We start from the raw sequence: 26,325 nt of genomic DNA on the forward strand, positions 1-26,325 counted from the left end.
CCGTCCACGAGCCACGGACCCCGGGCCCGGCGGGCCCGGGGTCCGTGCTTTCGTCCCGCCGCCCGCCGCGGTGGGACACTGGGAGACGCGATGCCCGAGAACCCCACCCCCCTGCCGCTGGTGATGCGCGAGCCCCGTGGCCGCGCCAAGCCCCCGCGCCACCTCGCCGACCTCGACCCCGCCGAGCGCAAGGCGCTGCTCGAGGAGCAGGGCCTGCCCGGCTTCCGGGCCAGGCAGGTCTCGGCGCACTACTTCGCCCGGCTGGTCGACGACCCCGCGCTCATGACCGACCTGCCGGCGTCCTCGCGCGACGAGCTGGTCGGCGCGCTGCTGCCGTCGCTGATGACGCCGCTGCGCACCGCCGAGGCCGACGGCGGCACCACCCGCAAGACGCTGTGGCGGCTCTTCGACGGCGCGCTGGTCGAGTCGGTGCTGATGCGCTACCCGGGCCGGGTCACGATGTGCGTCTCGAGCCAGGCCGGCTGCGGCATGGCCTGCCCGTTCTGCGCCACCGGCCAGGGCGGCCTGCAGCGCAACATGTCGACCGCCGAGATCGTCGAGCAGGTCGTCGCCGGCGCCCGTGCCCTCGCGCGCGACGAGGTGCCTGGCGGCCCCGGCCGGGTCTCGAACGTGGTCTTTATGGGCATGGGCGAGCCGCTGGCCAACTACAAGGCGGTCGTGGCCGCCGTCCGCCGCCTGACCGACCCCGCGCCCGACGGCCTCGGGATGTCGGCGCGCGGCGTCACCGTCTCGACCGTCGGCCTGGTGCCCCGCATGCGACAGCTGGCCGACGAGGGCGTGCCGGTCACGCTCGCGCTGAGCCTGCACGCGCCCGACGACGAGCTGCGCAACGAGCTGGTGCCGGTCAACACCCGCTGGTCGGTGGGCGAGACCGTCGACGCCGCCCACGCCTACTTCGCCGCCACCGGACGCCGGGTCTCGATCGAGTACGCCATGATGCGCGGCATCAACGACCAGGCCTGGCGCGCCGACCTGCTGGCCGACGTCCTGCAGGAGCGCGGTCGCGGCTGGGTGCACGTCAACCTGATCCCGCTCAACCCCACGCCCGGCTCGAAGTGGACGGCGTCCGACCCCGCCGACGAGCGCGAGTTCGTGCGCCGGCTCGAGGCCAAGGGCGTGCCCACCACCGTGCGCGACACCCGCGGCCGCGAGATCGACGGGGCCTGCGGGCAGCTGGCCGCCAGCGAGGCCTGATGGCCGCGCCGACGCGGGCCCGGGTGGCCGAGGCGTGCGCGCGGTGGCTGTGGGTGCCCGAGGGTGCCACGCTGGTCGAGACCGACGACTGGACCCTGGTGCGCTACCCGGCGTGGGCCTACACGCCGCTGGCGATGCCGGTCTTCCGGCCGGCCGGTGACCCCGGCGCCGCGCTCGACGAGGCGCTCGCGGAGGCCCGACGGCTCGCCGACGGGGTCGACGCGGTCGAGGCGACGGTCGGCATCGACGCCCCGGACGGCGTCGCCGCGCTCTTCGAGGCGCGCGGCGGCGAGCTCGCCGAGGAGACCGACGTCCTCGCCGTCGACCTGAGCGACGGCGTGCCCGACCTGGGTCCGCTCGACGCGGCGGTGACCTGCCGGTGGGTCGTCACGCCCGACGACGCCCGGGCCCACAACGACGTCGCCGTCGAGGTCTTCGACAGCCCGCGCGCCGACGACGAGCGCATCGCGCAGATGGCGCGCCGCGGTGCCGAGCAGGCCACCCACGGGCGCGGCGGGTTCGTGCTCGCGCTGCTCGACGGCGAGCCGGTCGGCTCGTCCGGCCTCGAGGTGGCCGGCACCGACGCGCGCCTCTACGGCGGCGCGGTGCGCGAGCAGGCCCGCGGGCGCGGGGTCTACCGGGCCCTGCTGCGGCACCGGCTGGCCCACGCGGTCGAGCACGGCGCGACGCTGGGGCTGACGAAGGGGCGGGTGGCGACGTCCGGCCCGATCCTGCGCCGCGCCGGGTTCGAGGCGTTCGGCCGCGAGACCACCTACCGCCTGCCCCTCTGAGGCACGACCGCCGTCGGCCTCACCGCCTTGGGTCGGGAACGCGGTCGCCGACTACCGCCCCGTGGCGTCGGCCGGCCGGGCGGCGGCGAGCACGGCGACGGCCTCCTCGACGGTGTCGACGAGGTGCACGTGGTCGGCCATGGGGCGGTCGCGGGCCAGGGAGGTCAGCAGCGGGTGCACCGGCAGCGTCTCGGTCCAGAACCGCTCCCCGAGCAGCACCATCGGCGCCAGCGACATCGAGTCGGCGTAGTAGTTCTCGCAGCCGTCCTGGAAGACCTCCTGCACGGTGCCGGCCGCGCCGGGCAGGAAGACGATGCCGGCGTCGCAGATCTCGACCAGCACGGCCTCGCGGGTGGCGTTGCGCAGGTACTTCGCGATGGCCGTGGCGAACAGGTTGGGCGGCTCGTGGCCGTAGTGCCACGTCGGCACGCCGAGCGTCTCGGCCGCCACCGGGACGCCGTCCATCGCCTCGCGCGCGGTGCGCACCCACGCGTCGACCGACGGCCGGAACGACGGGACGGCGGCCACCGTCGCGAGCGCCGCCTCGAGGGCGTCGTCGGGCAGCCGGGCGCCGAGGTTGGCCGCCTCCATCGCGCCCGGCCCGCCACCGGTGGCGACGGTGAGCCCCGCGGCGGCCAGCCCACGGCCGAGCCGCGCGGCGTCGGCGTAGCCGGGCTCGTCGCGCCGCAGCCCGTGACCGCCCATGACGCCGGCGACGCGGTGGTGCGGCGTCCAGGCGGTGATCGCCTCGTCGATCGCGTGGTCGTGCAGCGCGATCGCCAGCGCGTCCTCGCGGTCGGGCGGCTCCTGCGCCCAGGCGTACGCGCGCGCGTCGAGGGTGTCGCGGTAGCGATCGGCGTCGTAGAGCTCGTCGGCGGTGTAGAGCCGGCCGCGGTAGACGTCGAGCGGCGACTCGCCCACCTGCGGCAGCACCAGCGCACCGGCCTCGACCAGCGCGTCGTCGTCCCCGTCGTCGAAGCGGCAGCCGAGGAACGCCGCCCCGGTGACGTCGCGGCCGAGCAAGTCGGCGCCGCGGCCGCGCAGGTCGAGCCCCGCCACCCGCCAGCTGCCCAGCCGCCGCGACCCCGACGCCAGCCGGCGCTCGAGGTCGGCCTCGGACTCGACGTGGACGACGCGGCCGTGGGTGCGCTTCACGGTCGCGAACCTAACGCCGTGGTCGAGCGGCCGTTGACCTCACGAGGCCTCGACACGCCGGTTCGCTCGACCACCGTCGACACGCCCTCGCAGGCTCGGGCGTGTCAGAAGGCGTGGGCCATCAGGTCGCCGAACAGCTCGTGCTCGTCGGCGGTGGCCAGGCCCTTGCCGCGGAACCACGCGCACACGTTGGCGCAGTCGCGCATCAGGAAGTCCATGCCGGCGGCGTTGCCGACGAGGTCGACGATCTGCGGGAGGTCGATGATCACCAGCCGGTCGCCCGCGGCGAGGATGTTGTAGGCCGACAGGTCACCGTGGACGACGCCCGCCTGCACCATCGTGGCGAGCGCCTCGCGCAGCTGGTCGAAGTACGAGGCCAGCAGGTCGGGGTCCGGTCGGGTCTGGGCCAGCCGGGGCGCGGTCTCGCCGTCGACGGTGATCCACTCCATGAGGATCTCGGTGCCGTCGATCTGCACCGGGTAGGGCACGGGCAGGCCGAGCTCCCAGAACCGCTTGAGCGCGGCCCACTCCGAGACCGCCCACTCGCCGGCGGCGACCTCTCGGCCGAAGGTCGACTTGCGCTTGACGGCCCGCTGGTCGCGCGAGCGCTTCATCGAGCGGCCCTCGGTGTAGGACGCCGAGCGGTGGAAGGTGCGGTGCTCGGGGGAGCGGTAGCGCTTTGCGGCCATCACGACGCCGCCCTCGGGGTCGAGCGGGTCGGCCCGCTCGAGCAGGAAGACGTCGGCCTCCTTGCCGGTCTTGAGGATGCCGAGGTCGGTGTCGACGGCGCCCTGCGAGGTCACCAGCCAGTCGGGGCGGGGCTCGGGGCCGCGGCACAGCGGGTCGACGCTGAGCCAGGTCGACCAGCGCTGCGAGGTCTCGTCGACGTCGTCGTACGTCGTCCAGTCGGTGACGAAGCGGTCGTCGACGTCGTGGAGGTCGTCGGGCTGGGGTGGTGCGGCGGTGCGGAACTCAGGAGGAAACGGGTCCTGGAGGTGCATGGGTGGTGGTGCTCGTCTCTGTGCGGAGGTGGTCGGCGGACAGGCCGAGGACAGTCATGGACATGTCACGCTCCTCTCGACGGGCACCGGGCGCTCCGGCGTCGCTGGCCCAGCATGGAACGGCCCGCCCGGCCCCGCAACCGGTTTCAGGCCAGCAGGGCCGCGACGGCGTCCGGCGTCCACGCAGGCCCCGCGCCCGGCCGCGCCGCGAGGTAGGCCGCGGCGCGCTGCGTCGTCCACCCGCACTCGAGCAGCCCGCGCCCCATCACGACGAGGTAGGGCGCCGTCGGCGCCCGGGGCGGGACGGCGCCCTCGGGTGCGGTGAAGGTGACGACGGGCTCGCCGTCGAGGTCGCCGACGACGTGCAGGGTCTCGTAGCGACCGGGCCCGAGGGTGGCGGTGCCGGTGGCCAGCAGGCCGGTGAGGTCGGTCGGGTCGAGGTCGGCACCGGGATCGCGGTGCATCTCCTGCGCCAGGACGTCGGCGAGCTGGCCGCGCGTGAGACGGTAGGCACGACCGGCCGAGGGGCCCGGCCGGCGCGGGTCGTAGAAGGCGATGCCGCCGCCCCAGGCGGGGGAGTCCCACGCGAAGTGGACGGTGCCGGCCAGCTCGACCGGTCGCACGTCCGACGGCGGCGACGGGTCCCGCGCGCCGGGGTAGGTGCGGGCGGCGCCGGGCGGCCGTCCGCCGGCCAGGTAGCAGGTGAGCCGGGCGAGCGAGAGGTTCGAGCCGTAGGCGGCGTACCAGACCGGCCCGGCGCTCACGCGGCGTGCGGCGTGGTGAGGATGCGCAGCGCGCCGACCCGCTCCCAGGCGTCGTCGACGTGGACGACGTCGCGCCCGGCCCGGTGCAGCAGGCTGGCGGCGAGCCCGGCCCGGTGCCCGGTGGCGGCGTGCACCCACAGCTCACCCCGTGGCAGCGAGGCCGCGACCCGCTCGAGGTCGGGGACCGCGAGGTGCAGCGCGCCGGGCAGGTGACCCGCGCGCCACTCGTCGTCGTCGCGCACGTCGACGACCACCGGCGTCGTCCCGCGGTGGCAGGCCTCGCGGTACTCGGCCCAGTCGGCCACCCGGTAGCGGGCGGTGAGCCGCGAGGGGCCGGGTTCGTCGCCGACGACGTGGGTGGCGACGTCGTCGAGGCCGAGCCGGGCGAGCTCGCGCAGGGCCGGCTCGAGGACGACGGGGGCGTCGGTGAGCAGGACGATGTCGTCGCACCACGGCACCAGCCAGCCCGCGGCGGCCGAGAGGCCCTCGGCGGGCGCGACCCCGGTGAAGCCGACGCTGACCGAGCCGGGTACGTGACCGGCGGCGAAGTCACGGCCGCTGCGCAGGTCGACGACCCAGGCGCCGGCCAGCACGGCGTCCGCGACCTGCTCGGCGGTGACGCGACGGGCGGTGGGCACGCTCATGGACGACCTCCCTCGAAAGTCGACAAGATCACTCCAGTTATAGCAGACCGAGCGGCACGGGTTTAGGTTGCGACCATGCCCTCGTTCTCGGCCCGGCTGACGCCGGGGATCGCGCTCACCGCCGCCGTCGCCACCGTCGCCGCCCTCGTGCCCGGCTCGGCCGTCGGCAGCCCCGACCGCGACCGGTCCGCCGCCCCCGCCGCGGCCGCCCCCGCCGCCGGCAAGCCCGGCATCGGCGACCGCTACTGGCCGCTCGACGGCAACGGCGGCATCGACGTGCGCCACTACGGCATCGACGTCGCCTACGACTTCGACGCCGCCCGGCTCTCCGGGCGGGCGACGGTGCGCCTGCGCGCCCGCAACGCCCTGTCGCGATTCAACCTCGACCTGCTGCTGCCCGTCTCCGCGGTCACCGTGGACGGCGTGCCCGCCCGGTTCAGCAAGCCGAAGCAGCACGAGCTGCAGATCACCCCCGCGACGCCGCTGCGGCGCGGCGAGGTCGTCGACGTCGTCGTCCGCTACGCCGGCAAGCCGGGCCCCGTCGGCTACGCCGGCGAGCGCAACTGGCTGGCCGACGACGACGAGGTCGTCACCATGAACGAGCCGCACATGGCGCCGTGGTGGTTCCCCGCCAACGACCACCCCCGCGACAAGGCCACCTACGACGTCCGCGTCACCGGACCCGCCGCCTACCAGGTCGTCTCGAACGGCCTGCCGGTGCGGCGCACGGTCGACGGACGCCGGGCCACCAGCCACTGGCGCGCCACCGACCCGATGGCCAGCTACCTCGCCTTCTTCGCGCTCGGTCGCTTCGACGTCCGCCGGGGCACCCGCGCCGGGCTGCCCTGGTACGTCGCGGTCTCGAAGGGGCTGCCCGACTCCGCCCGCCGCTCCACCATGCGCACCCTGCTGCAGAGCGACGAGGTCACGCAGTGGCTGAGCAAGCGCCTCGGCCCCTACCCGTTCGAGTCGACCGGCGGCCTGGGCACCAGCCTGCCCGTGGGCTTCGCCCTCGAGAACCAGACCCGGCCCACCTACCCGGGCCTGGGCGGCGGGCTCTCGATCGTCGTCCACGAGCTGGCCCACCAGTGGTTCGGTGACTCGGTCTCGGTGCAGGGCTGGCGCGACATCTGGCTCAACGAGGGCTTCGCCACCTTCATGGAGTTCGCCTACGCCAAGACCTCGCTGCGCGAGGTCTACCGCGGCTACCGCGACGACGGCTCCGACGGCATCGACTCCGGCTTCTGGCGCGTCGACCTCACCGACCCCGGCAAGCACCGCATCTTCAGCGACTCGGTCTACACCCGCGGCGGCATGGCGCTGCTCGCCCTGCGCAACCGCGTCGGCGTGAAGGACTTCTGGCGCATCATGCGCAGCTGGTCGCGCACCCACCGCTACGGCAACGCCACCGTCGGCGACTTCCGCGCCCACGCCGCCCGCGTCAGCGGTGAGCGCCTCGGCGCCTTCTTCGACGCCTGGCTCGAGGCCCCCCGCCCGCCCGCCACGACGAAGGCCAACGGCTTCCGCTGACGGGGTCTCGAGCCTCGGCCGCGGCCGGCCTCGCACCTCGACCATCGTGGAGCCGCTTCCGACGGTGGTCGAGGTGCGAGGAGCCCTGGCGACGAGCCTCGAGACCCCTGGCCCTCCACGCCCAGGTCCCACTACGGACCCTGGGCTTGTCGAAGGGCTCTGACGGTCAGCACACCGTCCACGGGGTCGGGACCAGACGGACCCTGAGCTTGTCGAAGGGCCCTGACGGTCAACGCCCGCGGCGGGCCGGACGACCAGCCCCTGTGTTGTTTGGCGCCTCCGCTCGTTCCTCGCTTCGGCGCGTGTTCGCGGCGCCATCGGCGACCGTGTGCCCTCCTGCGCGCGCAAGGGCTCGCTCGTACCTCGCTGCGCCCTTGCGTGCTCGTCGGTTACACGGTCGCGCGCCGCGAACGGGTCTGTGGTCGGTCCGCCCTGACGATGGTCGAGGTGCGAGGAGCCCTGGCGACGAGCCTCGAGACCGCCGGCCCTCCGCGCCCAGGTCCACACACGGACCCTGAGCTTGTCGAAGGGCTCTGACGGTCAACGGCCATGCGAGGTGGGATGACCAGCCGGCTGTGCTTGATTGCGCCTCCGCTCCTTCGTCGCTTCGGCGCGTGTTCGCGGCGCTTTCATGCACCCCGGTTCGTTCCTGCGCGCGGAGGGCTCGCTCGTCCCTCGCTGCGCCCGCCATGCTCGTCACTCACCAGGTCGCGCGCCGCGAACGGGTCTGTGGTCGGTCCGCCCTGACGATGGTCGAGGTGCGAGGAGCCCTGGCGACGAGCCTCGAGACCGCCGGCCCTCGCTACCCAGGTCCATCCACGGACCCTGAGCTTGGTCGTTGGGCACGGTCGGTCAATAGCCGCGGCCGGTGGGATGACCAGCCGCCTGTGTTGGATGGCGCCTCCGCTCGTTCCTCGCTGCGCCCGCCATGCTCGTCACTCACCAGGTCGCGCGCCGCGAACGGGGGTGACCGGCCCTTCGTGCCCAGACCCGCCGTGCTCGGCGTCCGAGACATCGAGCCGTCGTCCCGGGGCCCTGCGTCGCTGCGGCCGGTCTCGCTGGCGCTCGGTCCGGATCCTGCGCCGGACGGGTGAGGGGTTCCGTGTACGGCACGACCCCCGACCCCGACCGCGGCCGCGGTCGGGGGTCGTGACGACCGTGGGGTGCCGGGTCCTAGCAGACCGAGTCGGTCGGCTTCGGGTTGCGGAGGCCGAAGAGCGGGCGCAGCTTGAGGCCGATGAACGTCCCGACGATGGCCAGGACGCCCCACAGCCAGCCGTGCAGCGAGAACGAGGCGATCCCGCCGAAGTAGGCGCCGATGTTGCAGCCGGCGGCCAGGCGGGCGCCGTAGCCCATGAGCAGGCCGCCGATCACGGCACCGAGAGCCAGCCGGCCGGGGATGCGCTTGTGCGCGAGCCATGACCCGGCGAGCGCGGAGGCGATGAGGGCGCCGACGATGATGCCGAGGTCCATCACCGAGGTCTTCTCCACGAAGATGCCGGCGTCGTACTTGGCCAGGTTCTCCGGCGCCTGCCAGAAGCCCCACGACAGGACGTCGACGCCGAACGCGTCGAGGATCTTCGAGCCCCACAGGGCGAAGGCGAAGGTGACGCCCCAGGCGCCGCCGGAGACGAACAGCGTGGCGGCGTTCAGGCCGGCGAGCAGCAGCGCGCCCACCCACAGCGGCCACGAGCCGCGCAGCACGCGGGCGGGGCCCCGGGCCACCGGCGGCTCCTCGACCGGCGGGGCGTGGCGACGGCGGCCCACCACGTAGGTGAGCGCGACGATCCCCGCCATCACGGTCAGCGAGATGGCCAGGGCGCCGGGGTAGCCGCCCCACTGCGTGAGCGAGACGGGGTCGTGGGCGGGCCGCTCGTTCCACCACGGCAGGTGGTAGGCGCCGAGGGTGGCGCCGCCGACGAAGCCGCCCAGCGTCAGCAGGATGGCGGTCTGGCCCGACCCGACGGCGAACAGCGTGCCGGAGGCGCACGAGCCGCCGAGCTGCATGCCGACGCCGAACATGATCGCCCCGACCACGAGCGAGATGCCGATCGGGGCGAGCGTCTGGTTGACCGGGACGTCGTTCAGCGAGACCTGGTTGGCCAGCAGCGGCGCGAACAGGATGCAGGCGGCACCGAGCATCAGCATGTGGGCGCGCAGCGCCTTGCCCTGGCCCACGGCGACGAGCTGCCGCCACGCGGAGGTGAAGCCGAAGCGGGAGTGGAAGAGCACGAAGCCCAGCGCGAGCCCGATCGTGAACAGCAGGCCGGGCACCTGGCCCTTGGCGGAGTAGACGTAGGCGCCGAGCGCCACGGCCGCCGCGACGCCGACGAGGACGACGCCCGCCTGCGGCGGCGGCGCCTCCTCGGGCAGCGGCGCGACCCGGGTCTCCCGGGTGCGGTCGATCAGTGACATCGGACGGTCCTTTCTGGGTGGTGAGGGAGGGAGGGAGGGGTGGGTGGTGCTCACAGCGAGCCGACCGGCGTGACCGTGCCGCCCGGGAACCAGGCGACCTCCGAGCCGTGCGCTCCGTGGCCGGGCATCGTCGGCATGAACGCCGCCCGCGAGGCCGCGAAGAGCCGTGGCGGGGACGGCGTCCCGCCCCGGGCGGCACGCCAGGCGGCGTACCCCGAGCCGGTCGGCGTCTGGCCCGGGAGGTAGCGGGCCAGCGTCTGGCTGTACTCCTGGGCGGCGGGGTCGCGGATGTCGAAGTCGAGCGGCACGACGGCCCCGGCGGTCGAGTCGACCACCGCGGGGGAGAGCAGCCACGGCGCCAGCCAGGTGCCGTCGTCCCGGATCGGCTGCTCGGGCAGCGGCCGCGCGATCACGGCGGCCAGCGAGCGGGCGGCGTCGGTCCAGCCGCTCACCACCAGCAGGGCGTTGCGTCGTCCGGGGACGGCGTCGGGGTCGACGACCTCGAGGCCGGCCCGGTCGGCGGCCCGGCGCACCACCGCGGACGCCGCGCGGCCACGCGGCGAGGCGTCGGACCGGAGTGCCACCTCGGCCACGCCGCGCTCGCCGAGCACGGCCACGGTCCGGCGCAGCGCCACGGCGTCGCCGGGGGCCAGGGCCTGGGCGGGACAGGCGTCGGGCACGTCGCCGCCCGCGAGCATGGCCGCGGTGGCGGCGGTGACGCACTCGGCACCGTCGTCACCGGTCCAGGCCGCGACCTCGTCGTCCGACTGCGCCTCGAAGCCGGTGTCGACGCCGAAGGGCACGCGGTGGCGTGGCCCGTGCGTGACCAGCACGGTGCCGTACTTCTCGGGCAGGTCGACCACGGCCCACAGGCCCGAGGCGCCCGGCCGGGGGACGGCGCGCACCAGCTCGGTCGACTCCGTCGTCCCCACGAGGACCGGTCGGGCGTCGGCTCCGGTGAGGTGACGGCGGTGGCCGGCGCCGGTGGCGTCGATGCGCACCAGGTTCGGTCCCGGCCGCGACGGCGCCACCGTGACGGTGAAGTCGACGTCGTCGTGGCGCATCCGCTGCACGCTCGGGACGCCGGGCTCGCGGGTCTCGCCGAGCACCTGCTGGCTGCCGCTGCGGCCCTCGGCGTCCAGCTCGAGGGCGTCGGCCGGTCGGGCGGTCGCGCCGTCGTCGTCCCCGGCGGTGGCCGCCCAGCCGGCGCCGGCCACGAGGCCGGCGCCGACGGCGGCCGCCGCCACGAGACGGGCGCGCGCCCGGAGGCGGGTCCGCTGGTCGCGGCCCCGCCCCCGGGTCGTGTCCGAGGTGCGGTCGACCTCGGGCTCGTTCGCGTCGGACGGCACGGAGGTCACCTGATGTCGTCGTCGGCGGTGACGAAGATCATCGAGTGGGGCTTGGCCGGGCCCCAGTCGCCGTGCGGCCAGCTGGCGCGGTCGAAGTCGATGCAGTCCTCCACGGCGCCCGGCTGGCGGAAGTCCGTGTCGAGGCTCAGCGTCTCGTCGTCGGCCACGTCGACCATGCACACGCGGTGGTCGCCGTTGAGCCCGGTGCGCGCGACGAAGTAGTTCGAGTACGCGATCCGGTTCACGTCGGTGGTCTCGTGGTAGTACCCGTCGTCTCCGAGCTCGAGGTTGTCGAACGCGCCCCAGTGCGGGCCGCCCGGCGCCTTCAGCGTGTCGTGCACCGTGGGGCAGTCGGCCTCCTGGCCGCCCGCGGTGATCTCGGCCTCGTCGTCGATGGTGCACTGCGGCGAGGTGCCCGAGGCGACGAGCTCTTGGATGTCGAGCTTGAGGATGTACTGCGGCGAGCCCTTGTCCTCACCGTTGGGCTGCCGACCGACCACCGCGACGTAGAGGTACTTGTCGTCGAGGCTGGTCTGGGTCCAGCCGGCGTTCGACCCGCCCCCGTAGAAGCTGCTGGTCGGGTCGACCAGCTTGTTGGAGGTCGTCAGGTCGAAGACCTCGCGCCACTCGGGCTGCTCGGCGGTGATGTCGGGCGTGTAGTAGATCGCCCCGCCCTGCATCGTGCTGGCGAACGCGCCCTTGTTGGCGGGCAGGTTGGTGACGGTGGTCTCCATCGCCGCCCGCGGCTCCTCGTGGTGGGCCACCTTGCCGACGCGCGGGCCGTCGGGCAGGAACGAGACCGCCTTCAGCCGCGGCTCGTCGGGGTTGCTGATGTCCCACGTGCGCACGGTCGGACGTCGCAGGTAGGACGACGGCGCGGCCACCGGGTTGAGGATGATGTTGCGCGGCTCGTTGTAGTCGCTGGTGACCAGGACGTCGAGGTCCTCGCGGGCCTGGACGCCGTGCGGGTTGGCGCACGTGGGCAGCTGCAGCTGCGGGATGTTGTCGCAGCGCATCTCGGTCTCGGCCGTCTCCGGCGTCGCCGGGGCCTCGTAGAGGGTGCGGCCGTTCTCGTCGAGCCGCACCAGCTCGCCGGGGGAGCCGCCGAAGCCGTTGCCGAGCCGCACGGAGCCGTCGCTGTAGACGCACGGCCCGGGGACGTCGGGCCCGCCCATGTAGGTCCCGTAGGCCTTGTGGTCCTCGGTCACCCAGTAGGCGTCGGGCACCGAGCCGCAGAGCGTGTCGGTCGGCAGGTTGACGTTCTTCAGCGTCAGCTTGGGCAGCTCGCTGGTGTCGACGACGTAGGTGACGTCGGTGAACAGGCCGCCGGCGAAGATGTTGTCGCCCTTGTGCCAGATGTACTGCATGTGGTGCGGCTCGTTCTCCACGAGCGGCCCGACGGTGGCGGTGTTGACCACCTGGCCGTAGGTGTCGGACCCCTTCGTGGCGTCGACGACGGCGAAGAAGTCGGGCCCGATGAGGTCCTTGGTGCCGATCAGGTCGGGCGAGATGGTCTTGGGCAGGGTCGTGAGCTCGGCGCCCGACTTGTCGAGGATGTTGTTGTCGCCGGCCCACACCACGAGGTACTCGCGCCGCAGCCCGTCGTCGGGCACGCCGCCGCCGCTGTCGCCGCCGCCGATGGGCAGCTGCGGGACGACCTCGCCGAGGCCGAGGTCCTGCAGGACGTCGGTCGGCAGGGCCGAGGCGTCGAGGTGGTTCTTCAGCCAGTACTCCTTGCCGTCGCCGGCGAGGATCGAGGTGGTCTGCTCGACGATGTCGTCGCCGAGGAGGTCGGCCAGCTGGTCCTGCAGGTCGACGAGGAGCCGGCCCGCGGAGTCGCTGGTGCCGACGGGGCCGTCGGCGTCGTCGCTGAGCGAGGCGAGCGCCCCGGTCTGGGTCGCGACGACCGTCCCGGTCACGAGGGCGAGGGTGGCGGCGCCGAGCGTGAGCCGACGTCGTCCCCGCGCCCCGCGAGGAGCAAGCGAGATGAGGTTGCGCATGTCATGCCTTCCCGAGTGGCGGCGCCCCATGCGCCGCGCAGATGTGTGTGGTGGTGCCAGGTCGGGGGGAGTCGGACCTCCTTCGGGTCGTGACGGGGCCCCGGGGGGAGGGGCGGGACAGGGAGGGGTGAGGGTCCGGGGGTCAGGCGGCGGCGGGCACGGTGGCCAGGCCGAGCTCGGCGACGCGCTCCCACGCGTCGTCGACGTGGACGACGTCGCGACCGGCGCGGTGCAGCACGCTCGCCGCGATGCCGGCGCGGTAGCCGGAGCGGCAGTGCACCCACAGCTCGCCGGGCGGCAGGTCGCGCCCGCGGTGCCCGACGTCCTGCACGGGCAGGTGCACGGCGCCGGGCAGGTGGCCGCCGCGCCACTCCTCCCGCTGGCGGACGTCGACCAGCACCATCCGGTCGGCCCCGGCGTCGGCGTCGAGGTAGTCGGCCCACCCGGCGCGGCGGTAGCGGCCGGTGAGCGGTCGCGCGGGGGCGAGCACGTGGGTGCGGACCCCCTCGATGCCGATGCCGGCGAGGTCGCGGACGGCGTCGGCGAGCCGGTCGGCCGCCTCGGCGTCGGCGACCAGGACGACGTCGCGCCCCGGCCACGGCACGAGCCAGCCGACGTAGGTGGCCAGCTGAGGTGAGTACTCGACGCTCACCGAGCCCGGCAGGTGGCCGAGCGCGAAGTCGCGGCGGCTGCGCAGGTCGACGACCCAGGCGCCGGCGGCGACGGCGTCCACGAGCGTGGCCCCGTCGACCGGCCGGGCCGGCCGGACGGGTGCGAGGCCGGCCCCGCGCCGGTTGAGCGGGTCCATGTGCTCGTAGTGACCCGGGATCGGGCCGAAGCCCGCGACCAGCTCGGCGGCGAACGGTTCGCGGTCGAGGCGCAGCGCCGGGTTGACCGCGTGCTGGTCACCGACGGTCACCGGGCCCTCGTGCTCACCCCTGTCGACGGCGGCGCCGGCGCAGAAGCTGCCGAAGCCGTGGGTCGGCAGCAGCAGCGTGTCGGGCCGCAGGCGGCCCTGGGCGCGGGCGCTGTCCCACTGGGCGCGCGCCAGCCGACGGGCGAGGGCGGGGCTGTCGGGGTCGAGCAGGTCGGTGCGCCCGACCGTGCCGTGCAGCAGGCTGCCGCCGCTGAGCAGCACCGAGGTGTCGCCGGCTCGGGCCACGAACGACTGGTGGTGCGCGGTGTGGCCGGGGGTGTCGAGCACCTCGACCTCCAGCGCGCCGTAGGCCAGCCGGTCGCCGCCGCGCACGCCGACGCGCTCGAACGCGACCGCCTCCTCGGCGGAGAGCAGGTGGTCGGCGCCGTGGCGTCGCGCGAGCCGCGGCCCGCCCGAGACGTAGTCGTTGTGCACGTGCGTGTCGGCCACCGCGACGATCTCGACCTCCGCGGCCTCGGCCGCGCGCTCGACGGCCCCGAGGTCGCGCGGCGGGTCGACGACCAGACCGACCTCCCCGTCGTGGACGAGGTGGCACCGGTTGCCGAGCGAGGGCACCTCGATCGCCGCGACCGAGAGCGCCGGTGAAGCTGTGTTCCCCATGTTCTTGCTGTCCTGCACCGCACCCGTACTGGTTTAAGTCGAGCAAGTAGGTGGAGTTCTAGCACACGTCGGGGTGTGGTTGTCGAGAGCGACGTCGCGTGTCCGGGGTCGGGGGAGCGCCCGCGAGACCCCGCAAGGTCCACGCGAACGTGGGCACACGGACCCTGAGCTTGTCGAAGGGCCCTGACGGGACCACGGGGACGTCTTCGCAGCGGAGCGTCCGCGGGGTCGGGACAACACGGACCCTGAGCTTGTCGAAGGGCCCTGACGGGACCACGGGGCGCGGCGTGATGGGGTGACCGACCGCCTGTGTTGTTTGGCGCCTCCGCTCCTTCGTCGCTTCGGCGCGTGTTCGCGGCGCCGTCGGCGATCGTCGTTCCCCCGTGCGCGCGGGAGGCTCCGCTCGTTCCTCGCTGCGCCTCCCGTGCTCCTCCTCCACGACGATCGCGCGCCGCGAACGCAACCCATGACCCCGCCGGGCAGACCAACGCATGCGCCGTCGCGTCAGTGGCGGGCTCCGGACCGAGCGCGAGCGAGCCCGACCGCAGCGGAGCAGCGCCAGTCCCCGTAAGGGCAGGACGTCCCAGATGGGGCTGGTGGGCGGTGCTGGGCATCAAGGCAGCGAAGAACCCCGTTCGCGGCGCGCGACCGTGTAACCGACGAGCACGCAAGGGCGCAGCGACGAAGGAGCGAGCCCTTGCGCGCGCAGGAGGGCACACGGTCGCCGATGGCGCCGCGAACACGCGCCGAAGCGAGGTACGAGCGGAGGCGCAACCAAACACGGCGGCGTGCGGGTCGGACGTCGAGCACGCACCCGCTACGGCAGACTCGGGCCGTGACCGACGCCCCGACGCCCGCCCGCCGCGACGTCGTCGTCCTCGGGTCGACCGGGTCGGTCGGGACGCAGGCGCTCGAGCTGGTGCGGCGCCATCCGGACCGGTTCCGGGTGGTCGGGCTGACCGCCGGGGGCTCGAACCGCGAGCTCTTCGAGCGGCAGGTCGCCGAGTTCGAGCCGGCCTTCTCCGGGCTGGGGGAGGACGCGTCGGTCGAGGCGGCCGCGCGGCCGTGCGACGTCGTCCTCAACGCCGTCACCGGTGCCGTCGGGCTGCGCCCGACCCTCGCCGCCCTCGACGCCGGCCGCACCCTCGCGCTGGCCAACAAGGAGTCGCTGATCGTCGGCGGCCCGCTGGTGCGCGACCGGGCGCGGCCCGGCCAGATCGTGCCGGTCGACAGCGAGCACAGCGCCATCGCACAGAGCCTGCGGGCCGGCGAGCGCGGCGAGGTGCGGCGGCTGGTGCTCACCGCCAGCGGCGGACCGTTCCGCGGCCGCACCCGCGAGCAGCTGGCCGGCGTCACCCCCGCCGAGGCGCTCGCCCACCCCAACTTCGCCATGGGCACGGTCATCACCACCAACTCCGCCACCCTGGTCAACAAGGGGCTGGAGGTCATCGAGGCGCACCTGCTCTTCGACGTCCCGCTCGAGCGCATCGACGTCGTCGTGCACCCCCAGCAGCTGATCCACTCCATGGTCGAGTTCTGCGACGGCGCGGTCGTCGCCCAGCTCGGCCTGCCGACGATGCTGGTGCCGATCGCGCTCGGGATGGGCTGGCCCGACCGGGTGCCCGACGCCGAGACCCCCATCGACTGGACCCGCGCCGCCGACTGGCGCTTCGAGCCGCTGGACGACGACGCCTTCCCCGCCGTCCTGCTGGCCCGCGAGGCCGGCGCCCGCGGCGGCACCGCCCCCGCGGTCTACAACGCCGCCAACGAGGAGTGCGTCGCCGCGTTCCACGACGGCCGGCTCGCGTTCGTCGACATCGTGCCCGCGGTGGCCGACACGCTGCGGGCGCACGACGTACCCTCGGATGCGGCGCTCACCGTCGACGACGTCCTCGCCGCCGACGCCTGGGCCCGCGCCCACACCCGTCAGCTGATCACCGGCTGACCCCCACCCGAACGGAACCCGCGTGACCGCACTCCTCTACGCCCTGGGCGTGCTGATCTTCGTCGTCGCGATCCTGGTCTCGATCGGCCTGCACGAGCTCGGCCACATGATCCCGGCCAAGAAGTTCGGCGGGAAGGTCACGCAGTACTTCATCGGCTTCGGCCCCACGGTGTGGAGCAAGCAGGTCGGCGAGACCGAGTACGGCGTCAAGGCCGTCCCGCTCGGCGGCTACGTCAAGATCGTCGGGATGCTGCCGCCGGAGGCCGCGGCGCTGGCCGACGAGGTCACCTACGACGAGCACGGCACCCCGGTGCAGCGGGTGCGCAAGTCGAACACCGGCCTGTTCACCCAGCTCATCAGCGACGCCCGCGCGGCCGAGTGGGAGCTCGTCGGCCCCGAGGACACCGACCGCCTCTTCTACAAGATGACGTGGTGGAAGAAGGTCGTGGTGATGGCGGGCGGCCCGACCGTCAACATCGTCATCGCCTTCTTCCTGTTCTGGCTGGTCTTCGGCACCTACGGCGAGCGCGGTCGTGAGGTCGAGGCCGGCCCGCCGGTCATCGACGAGGTCTCCGACTGCGTCATCGCCTACGCCGACGAGGCGCGTCCCTGCCGCACCGGCACGGACGCCGACCCGCCCTCGCCCGCCAAGCTCGCCGGGCTCGAGCCGGGCGACCGCATCGTCTCCTTCGGCGGCACCCCGGTCACCGACTGGGACCAGCTGCGCGAGCTGATCCGCGACAACGGCGCCGCCGAGGCCGTCGTCGGCTACGAGCGCGACGGCGAGCTGCAGCAGACCACGGTCACCACCGTCGTCGAGCCGCGGCCGATCTCCGAGACCGACGAGAAGCTCGTCGAGGTCGGCTTCCTCGGCGTCACCCCCACCAGCCGCGAGACCGTCACCACCGGCGGCCCGCTGTTCACCCTCGAGCGCATGGGCACCATGACCGTCGACACGGTCAAGGCGCTCGGCCAGCTGCCGGTGAAGGTCTACGAGGTCGGCGAGGCCATCGTCGGCGTCGAGGAGCGCAAGGCCGACAGCCCGGTCAGCATCGTCGGCGGCAGCCGGTTCGCGGGCGAGACGACGTCGTCCGACGACATCGACCTGGCCGGCAAGGCCACCTTCCTGCTGGTGCTCATCGCCGGGTTCAACCTGTTCATCGGCCTGTTCAACTTCCTCCCGCTGCTGCCGCTGGACGGCGGCCACATCGCCAGCGCGCTGTGGGAGGCGGTCCGCCGCGGCATCGCCCGCCTGCGCCGTCGTCCCGACCCCGGCTACGTCGACGCCGCCAAGCTGCTGCCCATCGCCTACGTCGTCGCCGGCGTCATGCTCGTCATGGGCCTGGTGCTCATCGTCGGCGACCTCGTCGTCCCCCTGAGCCTCACCGGCTGACCGCGACCTCGGGGTGGACACCCGCGCCGTAACCTGGACGACGTGACCTCGATCGACCTCGGCATGCCCGCCGCCCCGCCGCCGGTGCTGGCGCCGCGCCGTCCCACCCGTCAGATCAAGGTGGGCAAGGTGGGGGTCGGCAGCGACTCGCCCATCTCGGTGCAGTCGATGACCACCACGCTCACCTCCGACGTCAACGCGACGCTGCAGCAGATCGCCGAGCTGACGGCGTCCGGCTGCGACATCGTGCGCGTCGCCTGCCCGAGCCAGGACGACGCCGACGCGCTCCCCGCGATCGCGACGAAGTCGCAGATCCCGGTGATCGCCGACATCCACTTCCAGCCGAAGTACGTCTTCGCGGCCATCGAGGCAGGCTGCGCGGCGGTGCGGGTCAACCCCGGCAACATCCGCAAGTTCGACGACCAGGTCAAGGAGATCGCGCAGGCGGCCTCCGACCACGGCACCTCGATCCGCATCGGCGTCAACGCCGGCTCGCTCGACAAGCGGCTGCTCGAGAAGCACGGCAAGGCCACGCCCGAGGCACTCGTCGAGTCGGCGGTGTGGGAGGCGAGCCTGTTCGAGGAGCACGGCTTCCGCGACTTCAAGATCTCGGTCAAGCACAACGACCCCGTGGTGATGGTGCGCGCCTACGAGCTGCTGGCCGAGGCCGGCGACTGGCCGCTGCACCTCGGCGTGACCGAGGCCGGCCCGGCGTTCCAGGGCACCATCAAGTCCGCGACCGCGTTCGGCGCGCTGCTGAGCCAGGGCATCGGCGACACCATCCGGGTCTCGCTCTCGGCCCCGCCGGTCGAGGAGGTCAAGGTCGGCATCCAGATCCTGGAGTCGCTCAACCTCAAGCCCCGCCGGCTCGAGATCGTCTCCTGCCCCTCGTGCGGGCGCGCCCAGGTCGACGTCTACAAGCTGGCCGACGAGGTCACCGCCGGCCTCGACGGGCTCGAGGTGCCGCTGCGCGTCGCCGTCATGGGCTGCGTCGTCAACGGCCCCGGCGAGGCCCGCGAGGCCGACCTCGGCGTCGCCTCCGGCAACGGCAAGGGCCAGATCTTCGTCAAGGGCGAGGTCATCAAGACCGTCCCCGAGAGCCAGATCGTCGAGACCCTCATCGAGGAGGCCATGCGCATCGCCGAGGGCATGGACGCCGTCGACGGCGCCGGCGCGCAGGTCACCGTCTCGTGAGGCACCGGTTGTGAGGCTCGGGCCGTGACCCACGACCACTGGCAGGTGCTGGTCGAGGAGGTCGTCGGCGCGCTGAACAAGCCGACGACCGTGCGCATCCAGCCCGAGCTGCACGCCGGCCGCGACGCCGCCCTCGACGCCGCCCTCGAGGTCGCGACGTCGTTCGTCCCGTCGTCGCCTGCCCTCCCGCTCGGCCGCGACGTCTACCGCGACGGCGACGGGTTCTTCGTGGTGATGCACGGCCGCACGAGCGCCGAGCACCACTTCGGCGTCCGCATCGTGCAGCACGTCGCCCGCCGCGACACCTGAGTCGCGGTCGGGTGCACCAACCGAGCGATCGCTCGGTTCAGGACGCCGCGCGGGCCGGTCGGGTGCGCGAACCGAGCGATCGCTCGGTTCAGGACGCGCGCTCGACCCCGTGACCCCTCCCGCCGCTTGACCTCGACCGCGCTCGAGGTCGTGGAGTAGTCACCCGTGCGGGGGCCGTCCGGGATCAGGTCGATGTCGGCGGGCCGGAATACGCTCCCCGAGCGGGCCGGTTGGGTCTCGCGGCACCACGAGACGACGCACCACCGCACCACGACGAGGAGGCACGTGAGCCAGGCGACCGACGCGAGCACGACGAGCACGGCGAGCACGGCGAGCACCGGGGCCGCGCAGGGCCCGCCCGTCGAGACCCTCGACCCCGACGAGGAGGCGGCCCGGCTGGGCCGCGGCTCGACGCGGGCGGGGTTCAGCGTCCTCTGGGTCGCGATCAAGCGCGAGCCGTGGATCTTCACCCTCTCCACGCTCGGCAGCCTGCTGTTCGGTGCGCTCACCGTCGCCGACGCGTGGGTCCTCGGGTGGTCGACCGACCACGTCGTCCTGCCGGCCTTCCGCGACGGCGAGATCGGCACCGGCCTGCTCGTGGCGGTGGTCGCGCTGTTCGTCGGCGTGGCGATCCTGCGCGCGGTCGGCATCGTCGCCCGCCGACTCGGCGCCGGCGTCATGCAGTACCGCATGCAGGCGCACTACCGCCGCGCCGTCACGCGCCGCTACCTCGCGCTGCCGCTCGAATGGCACCAGCGCCACCCCACCGGCCAGCTGCTCAGCAACGCCAACGCCGACGTCGAGGCCGCCTGGGGCCCGATCGCGCCGCTGCCGATGGCCGTCGGCACCGTGGCGATGATGGTGATCGCCGTCGTCCAGATGTTCCTCGCCGACGTCGTGATGGCGATGGTCGGGCTGCTCGTCTTCCCGGCCGTGGTCGTCACCAACCTCGTCTACCAGCACTACTCCCAGGCCCTCGCCACCCGCGCGCAAGAGCTGCGCGCCGAGGTCAGCGAGATCGCGCACGAGTCCTTCGACGGCGCGATGGTCGTCAAGACGCTCGGCCGCGAGCCGCAGGAGACCGAGCGCTTCGGGCGCAAGGCCCGCGAGCTGCGCGACGTCAACGTGCGCCTCGGCCGCATCCGCGCCGCCTTCGACCCCGCGCTCGCCGCGCTGCCCAACCTCGGCGTCCTCGTCGTGCTCTCGGTCGGCGTCTCGCGGGTGCTGAACGGCGACACCGACCCCGGCGACGTCGTCACGGTCGCCTACCTGCTCACCATCGTCTCCTTCCCGATCCGTTCCATCGGCTGGCTGCTCGGCGAGTTCCCACGCAGCGTGGTCGGCTTCCGCCGCGTCGACGCGGTGCTGCAGACCACCGGCGAGATGCCCTACGGCGAGCGCCGGGTCGCGCCGAGCGCGGACGACGGCGCGGCCCGCCTCGAGGTGCGCGACCTCGCCTTCGGCCACGTCCCCGGCCAGCGGCTGCTCGACGAGCTCTCGTTCGCCGTCGAGCCGGGCCGCACGGTCGCGCTCGTCGGGGCCACCGCGTCGGGCAAGAGCACGCTGACCAACCTGCTCTCGCGGCTGGTCGACGTCGACCGCGGCGCCGTGCTGGTCGACGGCATCGACGTGCGCGAGCTGGCCCGCGGCGAGCTGGCCCGCACCATGGCCGTCGTCCCGCAGACGCCGTTCCTCTTCGACGACACCGTGCGCGGCAACGTCACCCTCGGCGCCGAGGTGAGCGACGACGAGGTCTGGGCCGCGCTCCGCACCGCCCAGGCCGACGGCTTCGTCGCGGCGCTGCCCGAGGGCCTGTCCACCCGGCTCGGCGAGCGCGGCACGTCCCTGTCGGGCGGCCAGCGCCAGCGCATCTCGCTGGCCCGGGCGCTCGTGCGTCGTCCGCGCCTGCTGGTGCTCGACGACGCCACCTCGGCCGTCGACCCCGAGGTCGAGGCCCGCATCCTCGGCGCCCTCCGCTCCGGCGGCAACGACAGCACGCTGGTCGTGGTCGCCTACCGCAAGGCCACCATCGGCCTGGCCGACGAGGTGCTCTTCCTCGACGACGGCCGCATCGCCGACCGCGGCACCCACGCCGACCTGCTGCGGCGCTCGCCCGACTACGCCCGCCTGGTCAACGCCTACGAGGCCACCGACCACCCGGACGACGTCCCGCCCGCCGCGGGCTCCGACGATCCGGACGACCCCGCCGACTCCGCCGACCCCGAGGTGGTGACCCCGTGACCGCCGTGCAGACCGAGCGCCAGGCCTCGGCGTCCGGCACCGCGATGACGACCGGCGACGAGATCGGTGCCATCGAGACCATCCGCCGCGGCGTCCACCACTCGCCCGAGCTCAAGGAGGGCATCGGCGTCACGCTGGCGCTCGCCGTCGTCGCCTCGGTGGGCCAGGTCATCGTCCCGGTCGCGGTGCAGCAGACCCTCGACCGCGGGCTCAACGGACCGAACGGTCCCGACGTGTCCTACACCGTGCTGATGGGCGTGGCCGCCGGGGTCGGCATCCTCATCGCCAGCCTCGCCTCCTACGGCATGACGAGCCGGCTGTTCCGCACCGCCGAGCGCGGTCTGGCCACGCTGCGCACCAAGGCCTTCCGCCACGTGCACGACCTGCCCCTGCTCACCCAGAACACCGAGCGGCGCGGCGCCCTGGTCTCGCGCGTCACCAGCGACGTCGACCAGGTCAGCCAGTTCCTCGTCTTCGGCGGCCTGCTGTTCGTGGTGAGCATCGGGCAGGTGCTCATCGCGACCATCGTGATGGTCTTCTACTCCTGGCAGCTGGCCGTGGTGGTGTGGCTGACGTTCGCACCCCTGTTCGCCTCGCTGCGGTTCTTCCAGCGCAAGCTCTCGGCCGCCTACGGCCTGGTGCGCCGTCAGGTCGGAGCGATGCTGTCGGCCATCTCCGAGCCCGTCGTCGGTGCCGCCGTCGTCCGCGCCTACGCCGTGCAGGACCGCACGCAGGAGCGCATCGACGAGGCCGTCGGCATCTACCAGCGGGCCAGCACCCGCGCGCAGGGCTACACCGCCGTCTCGTTCTCCCTCGGCGGCCTCTCGGCCGGCCTGGCGAACGCCGGGGTGCTCGTGGTGGGCGTGCTGCTCGGCTTCGCCGGCGAGATCACCGCCGGTGAGGTGCTGGCGTTCGCGTTCCTGGTCACCTTGTTCGTCGGCCCGGTGCAGATGGGCACGCAGATCCTCACCGACGCCCAGAATGCGATCGCCGGCTGGCGCCGCGTCATCGGCATCCTCGACACCCCCGCCGACCTCGTCGACCCCGGTGTCGACGGCCACACGCTGCCGCGCGGGCCCATCGACGTCCGCTTCGACGACGTCGACTTCGCCTACCCGGGCGGCCCCCTCGTGCTGCGCGAGATCGACCTCGCCATCGACGCCGGACGCCGCGTGGCCGTCGTCGGCGAGACCGGCTCGGGCAAGTCCACGGTGGCCAAGCTGCTCACCCGGCTCATGGACCCCAGCCGCGGCCGGGTGCTGCTCGACGGCATCGACGTGCGCGACATCGGCGAGACCTCGCTGCGCTCGAGCGTCGTGCTGGTGCCGCAGGAGGGCTTCCTGTTCGACGACACCATCGCGGCCAACGTGCGCTACGGCCGACTCGACGCCACCGAGGCCGACATCACCGCCAGCGCCACCGAGCTCGGTCTCGGCGACTGGCTGGCCGGGCTGCCGGCCGGCCTCGACACGCAGGTCGGTCAGCGCGGCGAGTCGCTCTCGGCCGGCGAGCGGCAGCTGGTCGCGCTGCTGCGCGCCCACCTGGCCGACCCCGACCTGCTGGTGCTCGACGAGGCCACCAGCGCCGTCGACCCGCAGCTCGAGATGCGCATCGCCCGGGCCCTGGAGCGGCTGATGTCAGGCCGCACCAGCGTCACCATCGCGCACCGCCTGTCGACCGCCGAGGCCGCCGACGAGGTCGTGGTGGTCGACCGGGGACGGGTCGTGCAGCGCGGCCCGCACGCCGAGCTGGTGCGTCAGGAGGGCAGCGTCTACGCCGGCCTGCACGCCAGCTGGGAGGCGCAGCAGGGTCAGTCCGCCGGCGCCTGACCCGCGTCCGCGCGCACGGTCGCCGGCTCAGCGCGGCCGGCCGTCAGGGTCGCCGCGCAGCCGACGGCGCTCGCGCTCGTCGGCCTGCTCCTGCAGCTGCTCCTCGTAGGGCGCGATCGAGGCGAGCGCGTCGCGGGCGACGACGGTGGCCGCCCGGGTCACCAGGGCGACGCCGGCCGGCCCCTCCGCCCGCGGTTCGCGCCACACCTGCTCCCAGGTGAGGGTGCCCCGCTCGACGCGGCCGCCGATCGAGCGCCACTCGAGCGGGGCGCCGTCCTGCTCGCACAGCGACCGGAGGACCGCCTGCGTGGCCTCGTCGGGCTCGTCGTCGTCCTCGTCGTCGAGCTGGGCCAGCAGCTCGGTGAGGCTGTCGATCGTCTCGAGCAGCCGACGCTCCTCGGGCAGCTCGCCGGGAGCCGGGTCGGGGCTCACGACGCCCTCGGCCGGCTCTGACCGCCGCCGGACTCGGTGGGCGCGTCGGCGTCGTCGGCCTCCTGGCCCTCGGTGACGGGGTCGTCGGAGAGGTCGGGGGCCTCGTCGCCGGTGGTCTCGGACAGGTCGTCGAGGTCCTTGCGGATCTTCTCGAGCGCGTCCTGGGCGCGCTTGCCGGTGAGCGCGTCCTTGAGGTCCGCGAGGTCGGTCCTGAGCGAGGGGTCGACAGTGCCGGTGAGGAGGTCGTGCCCGCTGACGTGGGGCAGCTTCTCCATCACGTCCGGCAGCTTGTCGAACGCCTTGAGCCGGTCGCGCTCGGCCTGCGCCCACTCCTCGACGTGCTCCTTGAGCGCCTTCGTCTGGTCGAAGAGGTTCAGCGCGGTCTGGATGTCCTCCCACAGGTCGCGGAAGTACTCCAGGCCCCGCGTGAGGACGTCCTTGGCGAGGCTGAGCCAGCCGAACCAGCCGGCGACCTTCTCGGCCACCTTCTTGGCGACCTTCACGATCAGCTTCGCGCCCTTGACGATGATGTTCTCGACGACGATGCCGAGCTTCTCCGACATCGTCCCGATGCCGTTGAAGAGCAGGGTGCCCAGCCGCATGATCGCACCGAGGCCGTCCATGACCAGCGCGTAGACGTCGGCCTGGTTCATGAACGCCTCGGCGGCCTGGCCCTCCCAGACGGCGCCGGCCTCGGCGCGCAGGTCGCCGACGTTGCCGGCCCAGGCGTGCATCCCGGTGCGCAGGACGTCGCAGGCGTCGCCGTTCTGCTTGATCTTGCCGTAGTCGCCGGCCAGCGGGACGACGAGCGTGTCGTAGAGGTCCTCGGGAATGGGGCCGAGGTCGATGGGCAGCAGGTCGAGGAAGCGGTTGATTCGGCTGACGACGCCGGTGTAGATCTCGCTGAACTCCTCGAAGGACTCGTTGTGCTTCAGGCTCGCCGTGCCGACCTCCGGCTCGCGGAGGAAGGGGCCGAGCTCCTGCAGTTGCAGCGCGCTCATTCGTAGGCCAGCTTCCCGTCGACGTAGACGCGCGTGCGCCGGTGCAGCAGCTTGTCGAAGCCGTCGGTGACCTTGCCCTCGGTGACCTCGAAGTCGATGAGCGACTGCGCGACGCCCTCGGTGAGACCGGTCCACCGCTGCTGGTAGGTGGAGAAGGCGTCGTCGAACGCCGACTCCATCGCCTCCATCGCCCGGGCGAAGGGACGCAGGGCGCAGACGGGGCTCGGCTCGAAGCCGTCCTTCTGCGTCACCCAGGTCGTCGCGTACTCCATCAGCTCGCCGCCCTCGGCGGCGGGCGTCTGCATCGCCTCGATGAGGCCCTGCATCCGCGGGATGCTCGTGATGTCGATCTGTCCGGTCATGTCTGCCTTCCTCGACTCGATCGATGTCGTGGGGCCGCCCACCACGGGGTGGGGGCTCTCGTCACGACCAACGCACCGGACGTCTGCCCGGTTCACTCACGGGCGGAAACGTGTGCCGAGGTCAACCATCGGTTACGGAGTCGTGACGCCGCCCGTGGGCCACGGATACTGGGGGCGTGAGCTCTCTCGCGCCCGACATCGCGGCCCGCCTCAAGCGCGACGCCGCCGGCCTCGTCACCGCGGTGGTGCAGCAGCACGACACCGGCGAGGTGCTGATGGTCGGGTGGATGGACGACGAGGCGCTGCACCGCACCCTCACCACCGGCCGTGCCACCTACTGGAGCCGCTCCCGTCAGGAGTACTGGGTCAAGGGCGAGACCTCCGGCCACGCCCAGCACGTCAAGCAGGTGCGGCTCGACTGCGACGGCGACACCCTGCTGGTCACCGTCGACCAGGTCGGCGCGGCGTGCCACACCGGCGCGCGCACCTGCTTCGACGAGGGGCTTCTCGGTGCCTGACGAGGGGACCGACGCGACCACCGACCCGACCCCGGGCGCCGAGCGGCCGGCCCGCCGCCGGTTCGGCGTCGTCGTGCTGGTGGGCCTGGCCGCCGCCGGCGCGGCCGCCCTGGCCGGCGCCCGCGCTTGGGTGAGCATCGAGCCGGGCGGCGACGGCGCCGCCGACGCGGCCATCGCCACCGCCGTGGCCACCGCCCGAGACGCCAGCGCGCCGCCGGTCACCGCCACCGCCCTCGTGCTGCTCGCGGCCTGGGGTGTGCTGCTCGTGACCCGCGGCCGGGTGCGGTTCGGCGTGGCCTGGCTGGCCGTCGTGGCCGCGCTCGGGGTGCTCGGCTTCGGCATCGCCGCCTGGGTGGTGGCGCCCGACGCCGTCACGCGCGACCTGCCCACGACCGGCGTCGCGACCAGCCACACGGGGTGGGCCTACCTCGGCCTGCTGGCCGGCGCGGTGGGCCTCGCGACCGCGGTGGTCGCCGTCCGCGACGTGCGCGGCTGGCCCGAGATGGGACGCCGCTACGACGCGCCGGCCGAGGCGGGCGCGTCGCCGACGGTGGGGGAGGACGCCAGCAACCTCGAGCTGTGGAAGGCCCTCGACGAGGGCCACGACCCGACCGTCGACGCACCGCCTGCCCCGCGCGACGACGGCGACGGCCGGGCTCGATAGGATCGGGCCACGCCCCGCCCCCATCGCGACGAGGAG

The 26,325-nt window shown here is 73.7% G+C and carries 22 protein-coding genes; 11 read left to right on the top strand and 11 right to left on the bottom strand.

The features are described from left to right. The first annotated feature begins 90 nt into the window (after positions 1-90). Together rlmN and ABEA04_RS16800 are read left to right on the top strand one after the other, a co-directional pair. The gene (rlmN, locus tag ABEA04_RS16795; protein ID WP_345461178.1) at positions 91-1,215 is read left to right on the top strand and encodes a dual-specificity RNA methyltransferase RlmN; all 1,125 of its coding nucleotides are present in this window, start codon (positions 91-93) and stop codon (positions 1,213-1,215) included. Next, the gene (locus ABEA04_RS16800; RefSeq protein WP_345461181.1) at positions 1,215-2,006 is read left to right on the top strand and encodes a GNAT family N-acetyltransferase; all 792 of its coding nucleotides are present in this window, start codon (positions 1,215-1,217) and stop codon (positions 2,004-2,006) included. The genes rlmN and ABEA04_RS16800 overlap by 1 nt, the downstream gene beginning before the upstream one ends. Positions 2,007-2,057: 51 nt before the next feature. Here ABEA04_RS16800 and ABEA04_RS16805 read toward each other — a convergent pair whose 3' ends face one another. The 4 genes from ABEA04_RS16805 to ABEA04_RS16820 form a co-directional block, all read right to left on the bottom strand. Continuing rightward, on the bottom strand, positions 2,058-3,161 hold the full coding sequence (locus tag ABEA04_RS16805; protein ID WP_345461184.1) for an LOG family protein: 1,104 nt from the start codon (positions 3,159-3,161) through the stop codon (positions 2,058-2,060). Positions 3,162-3,265: 104 nt separating this feature from the next. Further along, the gene (locus ABEA04_RS16810; protein WP_345461186.1) at positions 3,266-4,162 is read right to left on the bottom strand and encodes a serine protein kinase RIO; all 897 of its coding nucleotides are present in this window, start codon (positions 4,160-4,162) and stop codon (positions 3,266-3,268) included. A gap of 146 nt (positions 4,163-4,308) precedes the next feature. Beyond that, complete coding sequence (locus ABEA04_RS16815; RefSeq protein WP_345461189.1) at positions 4,309-4,926, bottom strand: histone deacetylase; 618 nt, start codon at positions 4,924-4,926, stop codon at positions 4,309-4,311. After that, positions 4,923-5,570 carry a rhodanese-like domain-containing protein gene (locus tag ABEA04_RS16820; RefSeq protein ID WP_345461192.1) on the bottom strand — a complete coding sequence of 216 codons (648 nt, stop codon included), beginning with the start codon at positions 5,568-5,570 and terminating at the stop codon, positions 4,923-4,925. Before ABEA04_RS16820 ends, ABEA04_RS16815 begins: the two co-directional genes overlap by 4 nt. A gap of 75 nt (positions 5,571-5,645) precedes the next feature. On the opposite strand from ABEA04_RS16820, the gene ABEA04_RS16825 reads away from it, so the two are divergent. Continuing rightward, on the top strand, positions 5,646-7,100 hold the full coding sequence (locus tag ABEA04_RS16825; RefSeq protein WP_345461195.1) for a M1 family metallopeptidase: 1,455 nt from the start codon (positions 5,646-5,648) through the stop codon (positions 7,098-7,100). A gap of 1,173 nt (positions 7,101-8,273) precedes the next feature. Here ABEA04_RS16825 and ABEA04_RS16830 read toward each other — a convergent pair. The 4 genes from ABEA04_RS16830 to ABEA04_RS16845 form a co-directional block, all read right to left on the bottom strand. Then, the gene (locus ABEA04_RS16830; protein ID WP_345461198.1) at positions 8,274-9,515 is read right to left on the bottom strand and encodes a YeeE/YedE family protein; all 1,242 of its coding nucleotides are present in this window, start codon (positions 9,513-9,515) and stop codon (positions 8,274-8,276) included. A gap of 50 nt (positions 9,516-9,565) precedes the next feature. After that, on the bottom strand, positions 9,566-10,864 hold the full coding sequence (locus tag ABEA04_RS16835; RefSeq protein ID WP_345461201.1) for a hypothetical protein: 1,299 nt from the start codon (positions 10,862-10,864) through the stop codon (positions 9,566-9,568). Between the two features lie 5 nt (positions 10,865-10,869). After that, positions 10,870-12,864: a hypothetical protein gene (locus ABEA04_RS16840; protein ID WP_345461204.1), complete on the bottom strand. Its 1,995-nt coding sequence runs from the start codon at positions 12,862-12,864 to the stop codon at positions 10,870-10,872. Between the two features lie 142 nt (positions 12,865-13,006). Beyond that, a complete protein-coding gene (locus ABEA04_RS16845) occupies positions 13,007-14,401 on the bottom strand; it encodes a rhodanese-like domain-containing protein (RefSeq protein ID WP_345461207.1) in 1,395 nt (464 codons plus the stop codon). An 835-nt stretch (positions 14,402-15,236) separates the two neighbouring features. Between ABEA04_RS16845 and dxr the strand changes: the two genes are divergently transcribed. The 6 genes from dxr to ABEA04_RS16875 all read left to right on the top strand — a co-directional run bounded on the left by dxr (position 15,237) and on the right by ABEA04_RS16875 (position 23,312). Further along, on the top strand, positions 15,237-16,346 hold the full coding sequence (gene dxr / locus ABEA04_RS16850; protein WP_345461210.1) for a 1-deoxy-D-xylulose-5-phosphate reductoisomerase: 1,110 nt from the start codon (positions 15,237-15,239) through the stop codon (positions 16,344-16,346). Between the two features lie 22 nt (positions 16,347-16,368). Then, positions 16,369-17,739, top strand: coding sequence for a M50 family metallopeptidase (locus ABEA04_RS16855; RefSeq protein WP_345461213.1), 1,371 nt, complete (start codon positions 16,369-16,371; stop codon positions 17,737-17,739). A 63-nt stretch (positions 17,740-17,802) separates the two neighbouring features. Then, entirely contained in the window at positions 17,803-18,933 is a 1,131-nt protein-coding gene (gene ispG, locus ABEA04_RS16860) for a flavodoxin-dependent (E)-4-hydroxy-3-methylbut-2-enyl-diphosphate synthase (protein WP_345461789.1), read from the top strand. A 24-nt stretch (positions 18,934-18,957) separates the two neighbouring features. Next, the gene (locus ABEA04_RS16865) at positions 18,958-19,242 is read left to right on the top strand and encodes a hypothetical protein (protein WP_345461216.1); all 285 of its coding nucleotides are present in this window, start codon (positions 18,958-18,960) and stop codon (positions 19,240-19,242) included. 285 nt (positions 19,243-19,527) lie between these two features. After that, positions 19,528-21,483, top strand: coding sequence for an ABC transporter ATP-binding protein (locus tag ABEA04_RS16870; protein ID WP_345461219.1), 1,956 nt, complete (start codon positions 19,528-19,530; stop codon positions 21,481-21,483). Continuing rightward, a complete protein-coding gene (locus tag ABEA04_RS16875) occupies positions 21,480-23,312 on the top strand; it encodes an ABC transporter ATP-binding protein (RefSeq protein WP_345461221.1) in 1,833 nt (610 codons plus the stop codon). The genes ABEA04_RS16870 and ABEA04_RS16875 overlap by 4 nt, the downstream gene beginning before the upstream one ends. Positions 23,313-23,339: 27 nt before the next feature. On the opposite strand, the gene ABEA04_RS16880 is transcribed toward ABEA04_RS16875, so the two are convergent. Genes ABEA04_RS16880 through ABEA04_RS16890 form a run of 3 tightly spaced genes read right to left on the bottom strand, consistent with a single transcriptional unit; the run spans position 23,340 to position 25,107 of the window. Further along, the gene (locus tag ABEA04_RS16880; RefSeq protein ID WP_345461224.1) at positions 23,340-23,744 is read right to left on the bottom strand and encodes a hypothetical protein; all 405 of its coding nucleotides are present in this window, start codon (positions 23,742-23,744) and stop codon (positions 23,340-23,342) included. Beyond that, a complete protein-coding gene (locus ABEA04_RS16885; RefSeq protein WP_345461227.1) occupies positions 23,741-24,745 on the bottom strand; it encodes a hypothetical protein in 1,005 nt (334 codons plus the stop codon). Before ABEA04_RS16885 ends, ABEA04_RS16880 begins: the two co-directional genes overlap by 4 nt. Then, complete coding sequence (locus ABEA04_RS16890; RefSeq protein ID WP_345461230.1) at positions 24,742-25,107, bottom strand: hypothetical protein; 366 nt, start codon at positions 25,105-25,107, stop codon at positions 24,742-24,744. Before ABEA04_RS16890 ends, ABEA04_RS16885 begins: the two co-directional genes overlap by 4 nt. A gap of 176 nt (positions 25,108-25,283) precedes the next feature. Here ABEA04_RS16890 and hisI point away from each other — a divergent pair, with 176 nt between their 5' ends. Beyond that, entirely contained in the window at positions 25,284-25,625 is a 342-nt protein-coding gene (hisI, locus tag ABEA04_RS16895) for a phosphoribosyl-AMP cyclohydrolase (RefSeq protein ID WP_345461233.1), read from the top strand. Continuing rightward, the gene (locus tag ABEA04_RS16900; protein ID WP_345461236.1) at positions 25,618-26,289 is read left to right on the top strand and encodes a Trp biosynthesis-associated membrane protein; all 672 of its coding nucleotides are present in this window, start codon (positions 25,618-25,620) and stop codon (positions 26,287-26,289) included. Before hisI ends, ABEA04_RS16900 begins: the two co-directional genes overlap by 8 nt. Positions 26,290-26,325 lie beyond the last annotated feature (36 nt).

Origin of the sequence: Nocardioides marinquilinus, assembly GCF_039543705.1 — a bacterium.
Classification (GTDB): Bacteria; Actinomycetota; Actinomycetes; order Propionibacteriales; family Nocardioidaceae; genus Nocardioides; species Nocardioides marinquilinus.